The sequence below is a fragment of the Flindersiella endophytica genome (assembly GCF_054779015.1).
This window is the reverse complement of the sequence record NZ_BAAGYY010000016.1, coordinates 83,292-98,881: the sequence shown is the minus strand read 5'-3', so window position 1 is coordinate 98,881 and position 15,590 is coordinate 83,292. Positions and strand designations below refer to the sequence as shown.

Annotated in this window: 13 protein-coding genes; 8 read left to right on the top strand and 5 right to left on the bottom strand. The window is 70.5% G+C overall.

The window, feature by feature from the left end:
- Positions 1-31: 31 nt before the first annotated feature.
- Both groES and groL read left to right on the top strand, forming a co-directional pair.
- Positions 32-328 (top strand): co-chaperone GroES, encoded by a 297-nt coding sequence (groES, locus tag ACYVF6_RS17780; protein ID WP_460522571.1) that lies wholly within the window; start codon positions 32-34, stop codon positions 326-328.
- 100 nt (positions 329-428) lie between these two features.
- On the top strand, positions 429-2,057 hold the full coding sequence (groL, locus tag ACYVF6_RS17775; RefSeq protein WP_460522569.1) for a chaperonin GroEL: 1,629 nt from the start codon (positions 429-431) through the stop codon (positions 2,055-2,057).
- Positions 2,058-2,153: 96 nt separating this feature from the next.
- Here the strand turns inward: groL and ACYVF6_RS17770 are convergent, their stop codons facing one another.
- On the bottom strand, positions 2,154-2,798 hold the full coding sequence (locus ACYVF6_RS17770; protein WP_460522567.1) for a TetR/AcrR family transcriptional regulator: 645 nt from the start codon (positions 2,796-2,798) through the stop codon (positions 2,154-2,156).
- 95 nt (positions 2,799-2,893) lie between these two features.
- On the opposite strand from ACYVF6_RS17770, the gene ACYVF6_RS17765 reads away from it, so the two are divergent.
- The gene (locus ACYVF6_RS17765) at positions 2,894-3,631 is read left to right on the top strand and encodes an SGNH/GDSL hydrolase family protein (RefSeq protein WP_460522565.1); all 738 of its coding nucleotides are present in this window, start codon (positions 2,894-2,896) and stop codon (positions 3,629-3,631) included.
- Here the strand turns inward: ACYVF6_RS17765 and ACYVF6_RS17760 are convergent.
- On the bottom strand, positions 3,615-4,052 hold the full coding sequence (locus ACYVF6_RS17760) for a rhodanese-like domain-containing protein (protein WP_460523099.1): 438 nt from the start codon (positions 4,050-4,052) through the stop codon (positions 3,615-3,617). The two genes, ACYVF6_RS17765 and ACYVF6_RS17760, sit on opposite strands and share 17 nt — an antisense overlap.
- 99 nt (positions 4,053-4,151) lie before the next feature.
- Here ACYVF6_RS17760 and ACYVF6_RS17755 point away from each other — a divergent pair, with 99 nt between their 5' ends.
- The 5 genes from ACYVF6_RS17755 (at position 4,152) to ACYVF6_RS17735 (ending at position 8,195) form a co-directional block, all read left to right on the top strand.
- Positions 4,152-4,625 (top strand): Lrp/AsnC family transcriptional regulator, encoded by a 474-nt coding sequence (locus tag ACYVF6_RS17755; RefSeq protein WP_460522563.1) that lies wholly within the window; start codon positions 4,152-4,154, stop codon positions 4,623-4,625.
- A 12-nt stretch (positions 4,626-4,637) separates the two neighbouring features.
- Positions 4,638-5,018: a RidA family protein gene (locus ACYVF6_RS17750; protein WP_460522561.1), complete on the top strand. Its 381-nt coding sequence runs from the start codon at positions 4,638-4,640 to the stop codon at positions 5,016-5,018.
- 184 nt (positions 5,019-5,202) lie between these two features.
- Positions 5,203-6,771 carry an alkaline phosphatase D family protein gene (locus tag ACYVF6_RS17745; RefSeq protein WP_460522559.1) on the top strand — a complete coding sequence of 523 codons (1,569 nt, stop codon included), beginning with the start codon at positions 5,203-5,205 and terminating at the stop codon, positions 6,769-6,771.
- Entirely contained in the window at positions 6,768-7,751 is a 984-nt protein-coding gene (locus ACYVF6_RS17740) for a hypothetical protein (RefSeq protein WP_460522557.1), read from the top strand. Before ACYVF6_RS17745 ends, ACYVF6_RS17740 begins: the two co-directional genes overlap by 4 nt.
- 63 nt (positions 7,752-7,814) lie before the next feature.
- Positions 7,815-8,195, top strand: a complete 381-nt coding sequence (locus ACYVF6_RS17735; protein ID WP_460522555.1) for a rhodanese-like domain-containing protein — start codon at positions 7,815-7,817, stop codon at positions 8,193-8,195.
- Positions 8,196-8,304: 109 nt separating this feature from the next.
- Here the strand turns inward: ACYVF6_RS17735 and ACYVF6_RS17730 are convergent, their stop codons facing one another.
- The 3 genes from ACYVF6_RS17730 to ACYVF6_RS17720 form a co-directional block, all read right to left on the bottom strand.
- Positions 8,305-9,126, bottom strand: a complete 822-nt coding sequence (locus tag ACYVF6_RS17730; RefSeq protein ID WP_460522553.1) for a hypothetical protein — start codon at positions 9,124-9,126, stop codon at positions 8,305-8,307.
- A gap of 131 nt (positions 9,127-9,257) precedes the next feature.
- Positions 9,258-10,880 (bottom strand): sulfatase family protein, encoded by a 1,623-nt coding sequence (locus ACYVF6_RS17725; RefSeq protein ID WP_460522551.1) that lies wholly within the window; start codon positions 10,878-10,880, stop codon positions 9,258-9,260.
- A 93-nt stretch (positions 10,881-10,973) separates the two neighbouring features.
- Positions 10,974-15,560 (bottom strand): nSTAND1 domain-containing NTPase, encoded by a 4,587-nt coding sequence (locus ACYVF6_RS17720; protein ID WP_460522549.1) that lies wholly within the window; start codon positions 15,558-15,560, stop codon positions 10,974-10,976.
- Positions 15,561-15,590 lie beyond the last annotated feature (30 nt).

Here is a 15,590-nt window from a genome sequence, read left to right as displayed (position 1 = left end):
GTGACATCCCGTGAAAGGGGAGGTCAGACAAGTGTCGGTCTCCATCAAGCCGCTTGAAGACCGGATCGTCGTCCAGGCTCTCGAAGCCGAAGAGACGACGGCCTCCGGGCTCGTGATCCCTGACACCGCGAAGGAGAAGCCCCAGGAGGGCGAGGTCATCGCGGTCGGGCCGGGTCGTATCGACGACAACGGCAACCGTGTGCCGCTGGACGTCAGCGTCGGCGACAAGGTGATCTACAGCAAGTACGGCGGCACCGAGGTGAAGTACGCCGGCCAGGAGTACCTCATCCTGTCCGCCCGTGACGTCCTCGCCATCGTCGAGAAGTAAATCAGCCGCCGACTTAGCTGAAGCGCGACGATTTGCCCGGCCCCGGATCCCAACGTAACGGGGCACCGGGGCCGTCGTCGTGGGAAGGACGAGAACCGCAATGCCGAAGATTCTGGAGTTCGACGAGGACGCCCGCCGCGCGCTCGAGCGCGGCGTCGACGCCCTCGCGAACACCGTGAAGGTGACGCTCGGCCCCAAGGGCCGCAACGTCGTCATCGACAAGAAGTGGGGCGCTCCCACCATCACCAACGATGGTGTGACCGTGGCCCGCGAGGTCGAGCTGGACGATCCGTTCGAGAACCTCGGCGCCCAGCTCGTCAAGGAGGTCGCGACCAAGACCAACGACATCGCTGGTGACGGCACGACCACCGCGACCGTGCTCGCGCAGGCCATGGTGCACGCCGGCCTGCGTTCGGTCGCCGCCGGTGCCAACCCGATGGGTCTGAAGCGTGGCATCGACGCCGCCGTCAAGGCGGTCAACGACAGGCTCCTGGAGACCGCGAAGCCGGTCGACACCAAGGAAGACATGGCGGCTGTGGCCACCATCTCCGCGCAGGACGCGGAGATCGGCTCGCTGATCGCCGAGGCGTTCGACAAGGTGGGCAAGGACGGTGTGATCACCGTCGAGGAGTCCAACACGCTGGGCACCGAGCTCGAGTTCACCGAGGGTATGCAGTTCGACAAGGGCTACATCGCCCCGAACTTCATCACCGACCAGGAGCGTATGGAGGCCGTCCTCGACGACCCGTACATCCTGATCAACCAGGGCAAGATCGCCGCGATGGCCGACCTGCTCCCGCTGCTGGAGAAGGTCGTCCAGGCGTCCAAGCCGCTGCTGATCATCGCGGAGGACGTCGAGGGCGAGGCGCTGGCGACGCTGGTCGTCAACAAGATGCGCGGCACGTTCACCTCGGTCGCGGTCAAGGCGCCGGGCTTCGGTGACCGCCGCAAGGCCATGCTCGACGACATCGCCACCCTCACCGGTGGTCAGGTCGTCGCGCCGGAGATCGGCCTGAAGCTCGACCAGGTCGGGCTCGAGGTGCTCGGCAAGGCGCGTCGCGTCGTCATCACCAAGGACGACACGACGATCGTCGACGGCTCGGGCGAGGCCGCTGACGTGGCCGGGCGCGTTGCCCAGCTGCGTGCCGAGATCGAGAACACCGACTCCGACTGGGACCGCGAGAAGCTCCAGGAGCGGGTCGCGAAGCTCGCCGGTGGCGTGTGCGTGATCAAGGTCGGCGCGGCCACCGAGGTCGAGCTGAAGGAGAAGAAGCACCGCATCGAGGACGCCGTGTCCGCGACGCGGGCGGCCATCGAAGAAGGCATCGTGGTCGGCGGCGGCACCGCGCTGGTGCACGCGTCGACGGTGCTCGAAGGTGGTCTGGCTGACGCTTCCGAGGGTGACCCGAAGGTCGGTGTCGAGGTCGTGCGCAAGGCTCTGTCGGAGCCGCTGCGCTGGATCGCCGAGAACGCCGGCGTCGAGGGTTATGTCGTCGTGGAGAAGGTCAAGACGGCGGGGCCGGGCACCGGCTTCAACGCCGCGACCGGCGAATACGGCGACATCGCGGCGCAGGGCGTCACCGACCCGGTGAAGGTGACGCGTTCGGCGCTCGCCAACGCCGCTTCCATCGCGGGCATGCTGCTCACGACCGAGACTCTGGTCGTGGACAAGCCCGAGGAGGAAGAGGCAGCGGCTGGTGCTGGTCACGGCCACGGGCACGGCCACTAAGACAGGCCGCGTTCGCGCAAGCTCTACATCGAAGGGCTCCTCGATCCACTGGATCGGGGAGCCCTTCGGCCTTTTCGGAGCATGGTGCCGAAGATTTCAGACCAGGCTCGACCGGGCCGCCGCGTCCACGGCCGCCCGCGCAGGGGGCGCTGGGCAGCCGGCGCCGACGTGGAGGGAGTAGACCAGCTGGTCGAACGCCGCGCCGGCCGCGTCCGCTGCCAGGAAGTAGCCGTTGAGCTCGAGCATCACGTGCCCGTGAACAGCTGACCAGATCGCGAACGAGACCGGCCACGGGTCGCCGGCGGTGTAGACGCCCTCGGCCATCAGCCGCCGCACGGCGTCGACGCCGACCCGGAACGCCTGATGTCCGATCAGCCGATCGTCCTTCGACAGCGAGAACCCCGCGATCCCCGACCCACCGAACATCACGCGGTAGATGTGCGGGTCGGCCAGCGCGCTCCGCCGGTACACCCACAGCAAGCGCGTCGCATCGAGCAAGGCGTCGTCGGTGGGCTCGGCCTGGTGCAGCCGGTCGTCCAGGCGGGTGAACCCCTCCCGGACCACCGCGCGTACCAGTTCCGGCATCGCGCCGAAGTACGTGTAGACCGCCGTCGTCGACACACCGGTCTCGGTGGCCAGCCGACGCGTGGACAGCGCCGCCGGGCCGTCCTCCGCCAGCACGCGGGCGGCGTTCTCCAGCAGCGCGGTCCGGATCTCGGCACGGACAGGTCGCGGGCTCACTCGCTTGACACCTCCTCGCCCGTATGGTGTCATGACCGTTAAGTAACAGCGTTACGCAACATCGTCATCTTACGTCTCGGGGAGAGGCAACGCAGATGAGCGCACTGCTCGCCAAGGCCGCGCGGACCGTACGCCGCCGGATGTTCAGCCAGGTGCCCGTCCTGCCCGAAGCGACCGGCGACCGCGGCCGGACCGCCAACGGAACCGAGCCCGCCCTGCGGCTCGCCGTGCTCGGCGACTCGTCCGCGGCAGGCGTCGGAGCGACGACGCACGACGAGGCGCTGGCCGGCCGGCTCGCCACCATGCTCGCCGGGCTCACCGGCCGGGCGATCTCGTGGCGCGTGATCGCCGAGACCGGCGCCACGACGGCCCGCGTCGCCGGGACGCTCACCCGCGACCTCACCATTCCCGTGGAAGGCTGGCGGCCGGACGTCGTGCTCGTGGCGACCGGTGTCAACGACCTGCTGCGCTGGCGGCCGCTCCCGGCCTTCCGGGCCGATGTCGAGGAACTCTTCCGGCAGATCCACCACCGCACGCCCGACTCCGTGGTGGTCGCGTCCGGACTGCCGCCGGTCGGCAGCTTCCCGTTGCTGCCGGGACCGCTGCGCCCCGCCGCCGGGCTCCGTGTACGCCAGCTGGACCGGATCCTCGGCGAGGTCGCGCCCAAGCTCGGGCACACCCACGTGCCGTTGCGAGGGTCGACGCGGGAACGCTGGTTCGCAGAGGACGGCTTCCACCTCGCGCCCGCCGGCTACCAGGCCTGGGCCAGGCTCCTGGCGCTCGCCGTCGCCGACACCCTCGACGCCACGGCCGCCGTCAGCAGTCGCAGCTGACGGCCGTCACCGGACCAGGAACAGGTACGGTCAGCGGATCGGGCGCCTGCCGCACCACACCGTCGTCGGTCTCCAGCGGCAGGCCCTCCCGGATCCAGTACTCGATGCCGCCGATCATCTCCTTCACCCCGAACCCCAGCCGGGCGAACTCCAGCGCCGCCCGGGTCGCGCCGTTGCAGCCCGGGCCCCAGCAGTACGTCACGACCGGCACCGCCGGATCCAGCTCCGCGGGTGCTCGCGCGGCAATGGACGAGGTCGGCAGGTGCAGCGCGCCAGGCACTCGGCCCTGCCGCCACGCCGCGTCGCCGCGCGAGTCGACCAGTACGAACGAGCCGGATCCCAGCTCGGCATGCACGTCCGACACATCGGTCTGAAAGCTCAACGCCGCGGTAAAGAACGCCACGGCGGATTCGGAAGTCATCGTCACGCCGGAAACGCTATGTGGGCGGAAGCCGGCGCAGAACCAACGATCCACGGACTTCACCTGGCCGACCACCGCTTTCCCTGGTATCCACGCAGCATGACCGCTGATTCCCTGGACGATACGGACTGGCGCCTGCTGATCGCTCTCCAGCACGATGCCCGCGCCAGCTATGCCGACCTGGCCCGCCAGGTCTCGATGTCGCCGAGCGCGGTCACCGAACGCCTGCGGCGGCTGGAGGACCGCGGCGTCATCGCGGGCTATTCCGCGGTCATCGACCCCGAACGCCTCGGCCTGACCATCACGGCGTTCGTCCGGCTGAAGCACCCGACGTCCAACTACAAGCCGTTCCACGACCTCCTCGACCGCACGCCGGAGATCGTCGAGGCCCATCACGTCACCGGCGAGGACTGCTTCGTGCTCAAGGTGCTGGCCCGTTCGATGCGCCATCTGGAACAGATCAGCGGCAAGCTGGCGGGCTTCGGCTCGGTCACCACCAGCGTCGTCTACTCCAGTCCGCTCCCCCGGCGAACGCTCGGATCTGACACGCTTGGCCCACTATCTCCCACTTGAGAAGGGCTCACCATGGCACGGGAAGAGGTCCGCACCGACAAGGCACCGGCACCGTCGGGTGCGTACTCACAGGGCATCGTCGCCAACGGATTCCTTTACACAGCAGGCGTTGGGCCGATCGACCCGGTGACGCGTGAAGTTGTCGGCGAGAACGTCGCCGAGCAGACGGAGCACGTGATGCGCAGCCTGGCGGCGATCCTGGCCGAACGTGGCGCGACGTTCGGCGACGTTGTGAAGGCGACCGTTCACCTGGCCGACCTCGCGGATTTCGCGGAATACAACCGGGTGTACGAGTCGTTCCTGACGCCGCCCTACCCCGTGCGCACGACCGTCGGGTCCACGCTGAACAGGATTCTCGTCGAGATCGACCTGGTGGTCGCACTGCCGTCCTGAGAGTCCTCACTCACGCCCGGATCCAGCTCGAGACCCGGGCGTCGAGCGGGCGTTGAGCTTCGGCCAGGTTCCGTTCTCCTGAGTGAACGGTCGTGTTCATCGTGTAAGGAGTCTTCGCGCGTCGTTCACCAGGCTGACACGCGCATACACGCCGGGTGTCGTCTGACCTGCCGAACCTGTGGCTGTGCATCCCATCAGCCGCAGGGGTTTGCTCATCACCGCTGTCGCGGGCGCGGTCGGTAATCGGATACCGGCCGCGCCACCACCGGCTTCCAAGGCACGGCTTCGCTATCCGTTCACGTTGGGCGTCGCCTCCGGTGAACCCACCTCTGACGGCTTCGTGCTGTGGACCCGGCTGGCTACCGACCCGCTTGCCGCCAACGGCAGGGGCGGCATGCCGGACCGCGATATTGAGGTTGAGTGGCAACTCGCCATTGACGAGAAGTTCGCCTACGTCATCCATCAGGGCACCGTGCCGGCTCGCCGAGCCGACGCGCACAGCGTGCACCTCGAGCTGGCCGGCCTGCAGCCCGGACGCGAGTACTTCTACCGCTTCCGGGTCGACTCGCACGTGTCGCCGGCCGGCCGCACCCAGACCGCTCCGGCCTGGAACGTCTTCGGGCCTCCGCTGCGGATGGCGGTCGCGTCGTGCGCCCACTACGAGCACGGCTACTTCAACGGCTACCGGGCGATCGCCGCCGACGAGCCGGACGTCGTCGTTCACCTCGGCGACTACATCTACGAGTACGCCAAGCACAAGCAGGACTTCGCCGTCCGCGACCACGAGGGCGGCGAGACCCGGACGCTGGCGGACTACCGGCGCCGGCACGCGCAGTACAAGACCGACCCGGACCTGCAGGCCGCGCACGCGGCCGCGCCCTGGATCATGATCCTGGACGACCACGAGGTCGCCAACGACTGGGCCGACGAAATACCGCAGAAGCCCGAAGCCGGCTTCCGGGCGCGCCGGGCCGCCGCGTTCCGCGCGTACTACGAGAACGCTCCGCTGCGCGCGAACGCCAGGCCGCGCGGGCCCGACATGCAGCTCTACCGCCGCCTCACCTGGGGGCAGCTGGCCCGCTTCCACCTGCTCGACACCCGGCAGTACCGCGACGACCAGCCGTGCGGCGGCCGGTGGGCGACGCCGAGCTGCGAGGAGCTGGACTCCCCCAAGCGGGAGATGCTGGGCGCGACGCAGGAACGCTGGCTGGTGGACGGGATCCGCAGCTCGCCGTCGGCGTGGAACTTCCTCGGCCAGCAGATCCCGATGATCGTCCGCGACTTCGATCCCGGCCGGTCCTGGAAGGTACCGGTCGACGGGTGGGACGGGTATCCCGCCGCTCGTGGGCGGCTGCTCGGCCAACTGGCGTCGGTCGGGTACAAGAACCCGGTCGTGCTGACCGGCGACGCGCACATGCACCTGGCCGGCGACCTGCACGTACACGGGGACGACCCGGACTCCAAGCGCGCCGCGGTCGAGCTGTGCGCGACCTCGATCTCGTCCGAGGGCGACGGCGTGGCCCGTACGCCCGACACGGACCTGCTGAAGTCGCAGAACCCGGCGCTGCGTTACGTCGACTCGCGGCGGGGCTACCTGCGGGTGCGGGTTCAGCCGGACAGCATCGACGTCGACTTCCGGGTGGTGCCGTACGTCAGCCGGCGCGGCGCCGAGGCCGAGACCAGCCGGTCGTTCACCGTGGAGTACGGCAGGCCGGTGTTGCAGCGGACCAGTTCGGGAACCAATCCCGTGTGATCGAGCTTCTCCTGGGGGTTCTGGCGCTGGCGCCGGTGCCGATCGACTTCGAGCACCTGCCGCCCGGCCAGGCGCCGACGATCTCCTGGTACTCCGACGGCGTGATCCACAGCGGCGACGGGGTTGGTGAGGCCGGGCTCGGCGGCCGCGACCCCGCGAGCTTCGTGGAGGTACATGGCGGGTACGTCGCGCACGTCTGGGGCGGACCAGGTGAGCCGAGCGCCGACGATGCCCTGGTGTTCCTCTCCCGCGGCACCACGCGGGTGCTGGCGACCGCGCCGGGCGACTCGGCGGAGATCTTCGGCCCGGTGCTCTCCGGCGACGGGCGGCGGATGGCCTGGTCGGTGGTCGAAGGACTGGACGGCTTCGGCTCCGATGCGGACGGGCCGCTGTCCACGCTCGTACTCGCCGACACCGAGACCGGCGACACGATCAAGACGTTCCGCGTCGACGACGACCTGTGGGCCAAGGGTTTCGTGGCCGATGCCGTCGTACTCAACCGCGGCCTCGACACCGGTGTGGTGAGCTGGAGCCCGTACCTCGGCACGCTGCTGGAGTGGAAGGACGCCGGCGAGGTCACCGCGGTCTCCGACGTACGCGGGCTCGCCGCCGTGTCCGACGGGCAGGGCTGCACCTCCGTACGCGACGTGCGCCGGGAGCGGGAGCGCTGGCGGACCTGCGAGGGTACGGTGGCCGGTTTCTCGCCCGACGGGGAGTTCGCGGTCGTACGGCAGGACGTCGACGACGACACGGTGATGGTCGGCGTACTGCAGGCGGCGACGGGCCGGCCGATGCTCCGCCTCTCGACCGGCGGCGGCACGCCCGAGGTGGCCTGGGAGTCGTCGCGCTCGTTCGTCCTGACCGCGTGGGACACCGGCCGGATGGCGATCGTCCGCTGCACCACGACCGGCGAGTGCGGCCTGGCGACGCCCCCTCGCCCGACCGACGCCGGCTGGCCCTACCTGCTGCCGGACCAGTAGCCAATCCGTACTCCCGCGAATGAGTGTCCCGGGGCTCCGGTCGTAGGGCTTAGCATCGTTCGGGTGGAGGCCGAGGAGATCGATGTCGCTGCGGCGCACTCGATGTGGCGGCTGGGCGATGTGTTCGTCGATGTTCGTTCGGCGGAGGAGTACGCCGCCGGGCACATCCCTGGCGCGCTGAACATCCCACTGGACAAGCTGGCGTTCCGGCTGGAAGAGCTGCCCGAGCACAGCCAGGTCGTCACGGTCTGCTCGATGGGCAACCGCTCGATGCGCGGCGCGGAGAAGCTCGCCCGGCTCGAACGTGCGGCGCTGTCTCTACGTGGCGGCACCAAGGCCTGGGCCGCGGCCGGCCACCCCGTCGAAACGGGCGGTGTGTCCGGCGAGCGCACCGCCTCGAGCGGATCCGGCCTGCGCGGCCTCCTCCGTAGGCTGCGCCGCTAACCGCGGCGGGTTTCCAGCAGACCGTACGCCGCGGGCAGGAGCAGCCCGAGTATCCCGAGCACCCCAGCCAACGCGACGACGTTCGTGGCCTGGTTGATCCGCCACGCCATCACGTCTCCCGCCCGGCCGCTGCTCGCTCGACGGCGTCGAGATCATCGGAGGTGACCAGCTGGTAGTCCGCGACCCGCTTGCCCACGGCGTAGCGAGGGTTCTGGATCCGGCCCGTCCGCGCCTCCGCGTAAGGGTCCTCCAGCTCCCCGAACGCGATCCGTGAGACCGAACGGATCGCGTCGTCGACCCGCTGCGAGCGCTCGAGGTTCCAGGCCTCGCCCCGCCAGTGCAGGATCCGCTCGTAGATCCGCCGGTTCGTCGGCGGGAACGGCGCGTCGTCCTGGCCGGCCAGCCACGGCTCGGCCAGCGCGAGCGCGACGTACCACTCCTTGCTGTGCGGTGCGAGCCGGTGCTGCTTCAGGTGCGGCTTCGGCTCGGTCAGGCCGTGGGGTACGACGCCCAGCGGGTCCTCCGTGTCGCCGGAGACCGCGCCGCTGAGCAGGAACGTCAGCTCGAAGTCGGCGTACAGCCCGCTCACCTTACGACCGGACAGGATGAGCAACTCGTTCTTGCCGCCGTCGAGCATCGCCCGCAGCCCGCGCGTCAACGTGACTCTGCGGGCGCCGCCGGGTGCGTCGAACAGGCTCGACAGCCGGCCCTCGCCCGCGCCGAGCCACCGGATCCACGCCGCCTCGACGCCGACCACCAGCTCCGCCACGACCGCGGAGACGTGTGGAGCACAGCCGGGCAGCCGGATCGCCGTGACACCGGGCGTTCCGGCGTCGACGGCGTTGTGCGGGTCGCGGCCGAACAGCAGCCGTTCACCGGTACGGAACGCCACCGGATGCAGGTCCCGGCCGCGCATCAGCACGTGCAGCATCGCGTCGCCTCCAACCGCCGCCGAGGGTACCGGCGGACCCAGACACGGACCCGGACCCGGGTGCGGTGCCGGACGCGAACTCCGGCACCGCACCCGACGCCCCCACTCCCCCGCTGTCCAACCCCCGTACGTCAGGTCCGCCGGCCGAGCTGCCAGCAGCTCTGCCTGCCCTTCTTCCCGCAGTCGACGTACTTCGTCATCCACTCGTTGAACTGTTTGACCACCTTCGGGTGGTCGCGCCACACGTTGTGGTTCTGGCCCGCGTCCTTGCGCAGGTCGTACAGCTCTGGCCGGCTGCCGTCGTTGTACCGCACGTACAACCACGCCTTCGTCCGGATCGCGTTGTACGGATGGAAGGCGGGCAGGAACGTCGCGCGCTCCGCGGCCGCCACGTCGCCGTCGAGGTCCGGGTCGGTGCTGGTGGTCGTTCCCGCCTTGTTCTTCGCGACCTGCGGCTTGTGCTCCATCAGCGCGCCCTCCCGCCACTTCGGCTTGCCGCCGCGCAGCAGGTCCATCAGCCCGTGTCCGTTGCTGGGCTCGGGATCGCGGCCGGCGATGTGCTGGAACGTCGGGTAGAAGTCGATGTTCTGCACCAGCTCGGAGCGCTCCTGCCCCTTGCGCACGCCCGGCCCTTCGACGACGAGCGGCGGGTTGCTGTCGTGGTCGTACGCCGTGCCCTTGCCCCGCAGCATTCCGTGCTGCCCGAGGTGGAAGCCGTTGTCCGCGGTGAACACGAAGTACGTGTTGTCCAGCTGGCCGTTCTTCGCCAGCTGCTTACGCAGGTTGATGATCTGGTCGTCCAGCGACTGCATCATGCGGACGCGGTTGCGGAAGTCGTTGTCCAGCTTGTCGTAGGTCTTGCTGTCGAACGCCCCGGTCCGCTTCACCTTCAGGTCCTGGCAGTCGTAGCGTCCGCCGCCGGGCTTGGTGCCGCAGTCGCCGTGTGCGTACTGGCCGCCCGGCCGGTCGCGCTCGGCCGGCGGGAACAGCGGCTGGTTCTTGTGGTCGTTGCCGACCTTGCTGTGCGGCGCGAACGAAGAGATCTGCAGGAAGAACGGCTGCTCGCCGCGATGGGCGCGGTCGACGAACTCCCTGGCGCGCCGGCCCAGCAGGTCGTTGAGATACATCTTCGGCTGGCTGAGATGCTTCGCGCCGCCTTTGCGCTGGACGTCGGTGATGCTGTACGTCCCCGCCATGTTCGTGTAGCCGTTGGAGGCCACGTGCCACTCGTCCCAGCCGCGCGGCACCACGTCGTCGGCGACCTTGTAACCGTTGAGGTACTTGCCCATGAAGCCGGTGCGGTAGCCCGCGGCGTCCAGCTCGACGGCGTACGTGTGCTTCTGGTTCTCGTACTTCTCGAACGCCTCGTACCCGCCGGGGAAGTCCTTCCGGTTGCCCTCGTTCACCAGCACGTGGGTGTTGTGCGGGTAGTCGCCGGTGAGAATGCTCGACCGCGACGGGCAGCAGAGGCTGTCGGCGACGAAGTAGTTGGTGAACGTCGTTCCGTTCTTGCGCATCGCGCGCACCGACGACATGTACGGGATCAGGTTCTTGGAGAGGTCGTCGGTCAGGATGAAGACGATGTTGGGCTTGCCCTTGGCCTGCGCCTCGGCGTCCGGGCCAGGCATCGCGGTCGCGTTGGCCCTGGACCGCTCCGGCCGCAACATCGCCGATGACGTACCGGTGAGCAGCCCGCCGGCCAGGCCGGCCGCCAGCAGCACGGCGAGGGCCCTGCTCCGCCATGGTTTCCGCATGTTTTCGTCACGCCTCCTTGTCCCCTGTCGTTGGCGTGCCCATCACAGCGGACTCCGGCGGTCCGGCGGAAGCGGAACGTTCCTCCCGTACGGCTAGCACTCGAGCGGGCGCTCGCCCGCGTCGGCCAGGTCGGCGCAGATCTGCTCGGCCGCGTCGGTCGTACGGACGAGCCACAGGCCGACGTCTGTGTCGGCGCCCGCGCTGGCGAGCATCCGGCTGTCCGGTGAGAACTCCAGGTCGCTGATCTGGTCGTGGTGCCACGTGAGCTGGCCGACCCGCTGGCCGGTCGTAAGATCCCAGAGCCGGATGATCCGATCGTCCGTCGTCGCGGTCGCCGTCAGCCTGCCGTCCGGCGAGACGGCCAGCGCCTGGATGGCCGCCGGGTGCGTGCCGAACGCCTTCAGCACACGGCCGGTCCGTCCGTCCCGCAGCTGCATCCGTCCTCCGCTCGTCGTCGTGACGAGCCGGCCGTCGGGAGTGAACGCGGCGTCGTCGATGACACCGGATCCGATCCGCCTGGTGCCGATCCGCTGCAGGTCCGGCGATCGCCAGGTCCGGATCTCCGCGCCGTACGGCTCGCCCAGCTCGGCGATCCGGATCACGCCGGCCAGCGAACGGCTGTCGGGCGCGAACTGGAGTCTGGTCGGCAGATGGTTCCGGCCGATCTCGGCGACACCCCGCTGGCGTCCGGTCGCCCGTTCCCAGACGCGGATCTCGTACGTCTCGCGTCCCGGCACCACGGTGGGGTCCTGCAGCACGGCAGCGACGAGCGTGCCGTCCGGCGACACCACCAGGTCGGCGAGCCGCCGGTCCGGCACGCGCAGGGTCCGGCTCGCCGTTCCCTTGCCGGGCGGGGTGATCGTCACCGTCGCGTCGTCGCTGCCGACGACCTGGGTGCCGTCCTTGGTGTATGCGACCGCGACCGGCTTGCTCCCGCTCGTCGCGGTCAGGGCCGACCGTGCTCCCGTCGAGGTGTCCCAGGTGAAGACGCCGTCGCCGGCTGCCGCCGACAGCTGCTTCGTACCCGGCACGAAGGCCACATCGCTCACCGCAGCAGTCGGGTCGGCGTACCAGTGCGGATTGCGCCCCCAGCGCCGGACGGTCCCGTCGGCGAGCACCGCCACGACCTCGCCGTCGCCGGAGGCAGCGATCGCGCTGATCGCCGAGCGGCCGCCGTTGCTGCCCACCGGACCGCGCACGTAGGTGGCGTACTCCTCCGACCGCGGTTCGTCCGGGCTCAGGCCGACGACGACCGTGCCGTTGACGTCGGGCGCCAGCAGGCTCCTGCCGTCGGCGGTGAAGACGACCGGACCGCCGCGCTTCCCGCGCGGATCGTCGTAGGTCGGGTCCTCGATCTCGCCGGCCGGCTTGCCGGTTCTCGGATCCCAGAGCCGGATCAACCGGTCGTTGGCGGCTCCGCTGGCGAGGTACTGGCCGGAGAACGTGACGTACGCGGGCGACCTGCGGCCGCCGGCCGCCTGGACGTGCGCGCGCGTGAGCAGCAGCCGCTTCCGGCCGGCGGTGTCCCACAGGTCGACCGTGCCGTTGACCAGCCCGAGCGCGAGCCGGGTGCCGTCGCGGCTGTACGCGATCGTGTGCACCGGGCGGCTCGCCAGGGTCGGCTCGGTCAGCCGGCGCAACTCGGCGCCGGTGCGGGCCTGCCGTTCCGCGATGACGTAGCCGCCGCCCGCCTGCTGTGCCGTGGCGACGACCTCGCCGGAACGCCAGGCCACCGCGGCGCCGACGCCCTGGATCGTGCGGACGGGCCGGCCGGACGGCACCGCCCAGATCCTGACGTCGGCCGCCGTCGCCGTCGCGAGCAGCCGGCCGTCCGGGGAGAACTCGGCATCGGTGACGGCCTGGCCGTGCTTCAGGCCGGTGGCCACCGGCTCGCGGCTACGGGAGTCGACGACCGCGACCTCGCCCTCGACGCCGCCGACCGCGACGTACCGGCCGTCCGGGCTGAAGTCGACGGCGGTCGGCGTGTCCACGCCGGACTCGAACGTCGCCGGATAGCCGGGCACGACGTTGGAGAGCAGCGCGCTGCGTGCCTCGCCGGTGCTGCCGGTCCGCCAGGCCTCCAGTGCGGAGCGCCTGGCGCGTACGGGGTCGTTGTCGACGTGGGTGAGGGACTCGGCCGCGAGCCGGCGGGAGTTCGCGAGGGCGGCGGCGTGCTCGGCCGTGGCCTTCTCCCGTTCGGCGGTGTTCCGGGACATGACCGCCAGGGCGCCGGCGACCAGCGAGAGCACGAGCAGGCCGGCCAGCGTCACGACGGTCGCGCGGAGCCGGCGGGTGGCCCGCCGCTGCAGGCGGCGGCTCTCGGCGAGGAACGCCTGCTCCTGCTTCGTGAGATCGGTGCGACCGTCCGCCCATTCCAGTGCGGCGGCCAGCCTGGCGCCCCGATAGAGCTCGCCCTGGTCGCGACCGCCTGTCTCCCAGGAGGTGACCGCCTCGCCGAGCCGCTGGCGGAGCAGCAGGCCCTGCCGATCCTCCTCGACCCACTGCCGTAGCCGCGGCCACGCGGTCAGCAGCGCGTCGTGCGACAGCTGGACACCCTCGGTGCCGGCGCTGGCCAGCCGCGCCTCGACCAGGCGATCCACCAGCTCGTCCGGGATCTCGTCGCGGCTCGCCCGGCGTCGTGCCAGCCCGCCGCTGTCGACGACGGCGACCATCCGGAGCAGGGCGGCACGCAACCGCGGTCGCTCGGCCTCGGGCAATCGCTGGTACACGCCGTCGGCCGTCTGTGCGACGGCCCGGTCGACGCCACCGGTCTCCTGGTAGGCGCGCAGGGTCAGGACGTTGCCGGACCTGCGTTCCCAGGTCTGGCGCAGCGCGTGGGCCAGCCGTGGGAGTACGCCGGGTTCGTCGAGCCGGCCGCCCTGCGCGCCCACGTCGGTGATCAGCCGGTCGACGAGACCGGGCTCGAGCTCCAGCCCGGCCAGGCGGGCCGGCTCGGTGATCACCCGTTCCAGGTCGGTGGCTTCGAGCGGGCGGAGGAGGTACGGATGGGCGAGCGCCGGCCGCAACGGAGGCAGCCGCAGGCACTGCTCGAGGAAGTCGGCGCGGACGGCGACCACGGTCAGCGCCGGCCATGCATGGGTGAGCGCGGTTGCGAACGCCTCCCGCTCGGCAGGATCCGCGACGGCGGTGAACAGCTCCTCCGCCTGATCCACGACGAGCACCAGGCGGTCCGGGAGCGCGCTGCCGAACCGGTCGGGGTGTTCGCGCAGCCGGCTCGCCAGCCGGCCGGGGTCTGTACCCAGGATCGGCGCCAGCCTGGCGGCCAGTGTGCCGAACGGGTTCGAGCCCGGCGTCAGGACGACCTGCGGCCAGGCTCCCTCGGCGGCCGCGAGCGCGGGCAGCACACCGGCTCGCAGCAGCGACGACTTGCCCGTACCCGACGCTCCGGTCACGAGGAGCAGGCTGTCCACCCGCGTGAGCCGCGACATCCGTACGAGTACGTCGGTCACGGCCTGCTCGCGGCCGCGGAACAGCTCGGTCTCCTGGCCGCTGAAGCTGCGCAGGCCGGGGTACGGGCACCGGTCACCGGGCGGCGGCGCACTCGTGGGAGGCCCGGCTGGAATTAGTTTGTTTGGGTGACCCGTAAAAACTAATTCCTGGCGCCCTCCACCGGGCGGCGTCGCACTCGTGGAGGGCCCGGCTGGGATTAATTCGTTTGGGTGACCCGTAAAAAACAATTCCTGACGCCCTGCCCCCGCTGCTGCCGGCATGCGGTTGCCGGCGACCGAGACGATCGCGCGCAGGATCGGTGCGGCGGCCGCGTCCGTCATCGGGCCCAGCGCAGGCTCGAGGGTGGGCGCGGGACCCGCGTTCACCGCGTTGACCACGCCTGGTGCCGGCTTCAGCGCGGCCGCGGCGGCGGCCATCAACTGGCCGGCGGTCGGGTAGCGGCGGGCCGGGTCCTTGTCCATGCCGGTCGCCACCACGAGGTCCAGCGCCGGCGGCAGGCGGCCGAACAGCGACGGTGCCGGCGGCGGATCGTTGAGCTGCGCCGCGAGCTTGCCGGCGGGATCCTCGGCGGGAAACGGCAGCTTGCCGGTCAGGCACTGGAACAGCACGCAGGCGAGCGCGTACACGTCGGCGCGACCGTCGACGTCGGCGCCCAGCAACCGTTCGGGAGCCATGTAGTCGAGCGTTCCGATCTGGCCGGCGCTGGTGAGCTTCGTGGCGTCGGCGCTCAGCGGCTTGGCGATCCCGAAGTCGGCGAGCACCGCCTGGTCCGCAGCCGGTCCGGCCAGCAGGATGTTGGAGGGCTTGACGTCTCGGTGCACGATGCCGGCCCGGTGCGCCGCGTCGAGCGCGTCCGCCACCTGGGTCAGCACCCGCACGGCATACCCCGGTTCCAGGACACCGCTGGCCAGCCGGCGTTCCAGGTCGGTGCCCTCGACCAGCTGCGTCGCGAGGTAGGGCTGACCGCTGACCTCGCCGTAGTCGAGGATTCCGACCACGTGCGGATGCCGCAGGGCGTTCAGCAGCTCACTCTCACGGCGAAAACGCTCTCCGGCGGCGGGATCGGCCGTCGGCAGCACGAGCCGCTTCAGCGCGACCCACGTGTCGTTCCGGGTGTCGTAGGCACGCCAGACCTCGCCCATGCCGCCACGACCGAGCGTCTCCTCCAGCCGGAACGGCCCGAACGGCTCTCCGTGGGTCGTCGGCATCGCTACCAGCCTCCCGCGTCTTCGCGGGCA

Excerpts from the sequence above, each read along its gene's own strand:
- groL (WP_460522569.1), top strand. The coding sequence starts at position 429 with ATGCCGAAGATTCTGGAGTTCGACGAGGACGCCCGCCGCGCGCTCGAG.
- ACYVF6_RS17765 (WP_460522565.1), top strand. The coding sequence starts at position 2,894 with ATGAGCGCACTGCTCGCCAAGGCCGCGCGGACCGTACGCCGCCGGATG.
- ACYVF6_RS17760 (WP_460523099.1), bottom strand. The coding sequence starts at position 4,052 with ATGACTTCCGAATCCGCCGTGGCGTTCTTTACCGCGGCGTTGAGCTTT.
- ACYVF6_RS17755 (WP_460522563.1), top strand. The coding sequence starts at position 4,152 with ATGACCGCTGATTCCCTGGACGATACGGACTGGCGCCTGCTGATCGCT.
- ACYVF6_RS17750 (WP_460522561.1), top strand. The coding sequence starts at position 4,638 with ATGGCACGGGAAGAGGTCCGCACCGACAAGGCACCGGCACCGTCGGGT.
- ACYVF6_RS17730 (WP_460522553.1), bottom strand. The coding sequence starts at position 9,126 with ATGCTGCACGTGCTGATGCGCGGCCGGGACCTGCATCCGGTGGCGTTC.
- ACYVF6_RS17725 (WP_460522551.1), bottom strand. The coding sequence starts at position 10,880 with ATGCGGAAACCATGGCGGAGCAGGGCCCTCGCCGTGCTGCTGGCGGCC.
- ACYVF6_RS17720 (WP_460522549.1), bottom strand. The coding sequence starts at position 15,560 with ATGCCGACGACCCACGGAGAGCCGTTCGGGCCGTTCCGGCTGGAGGAG.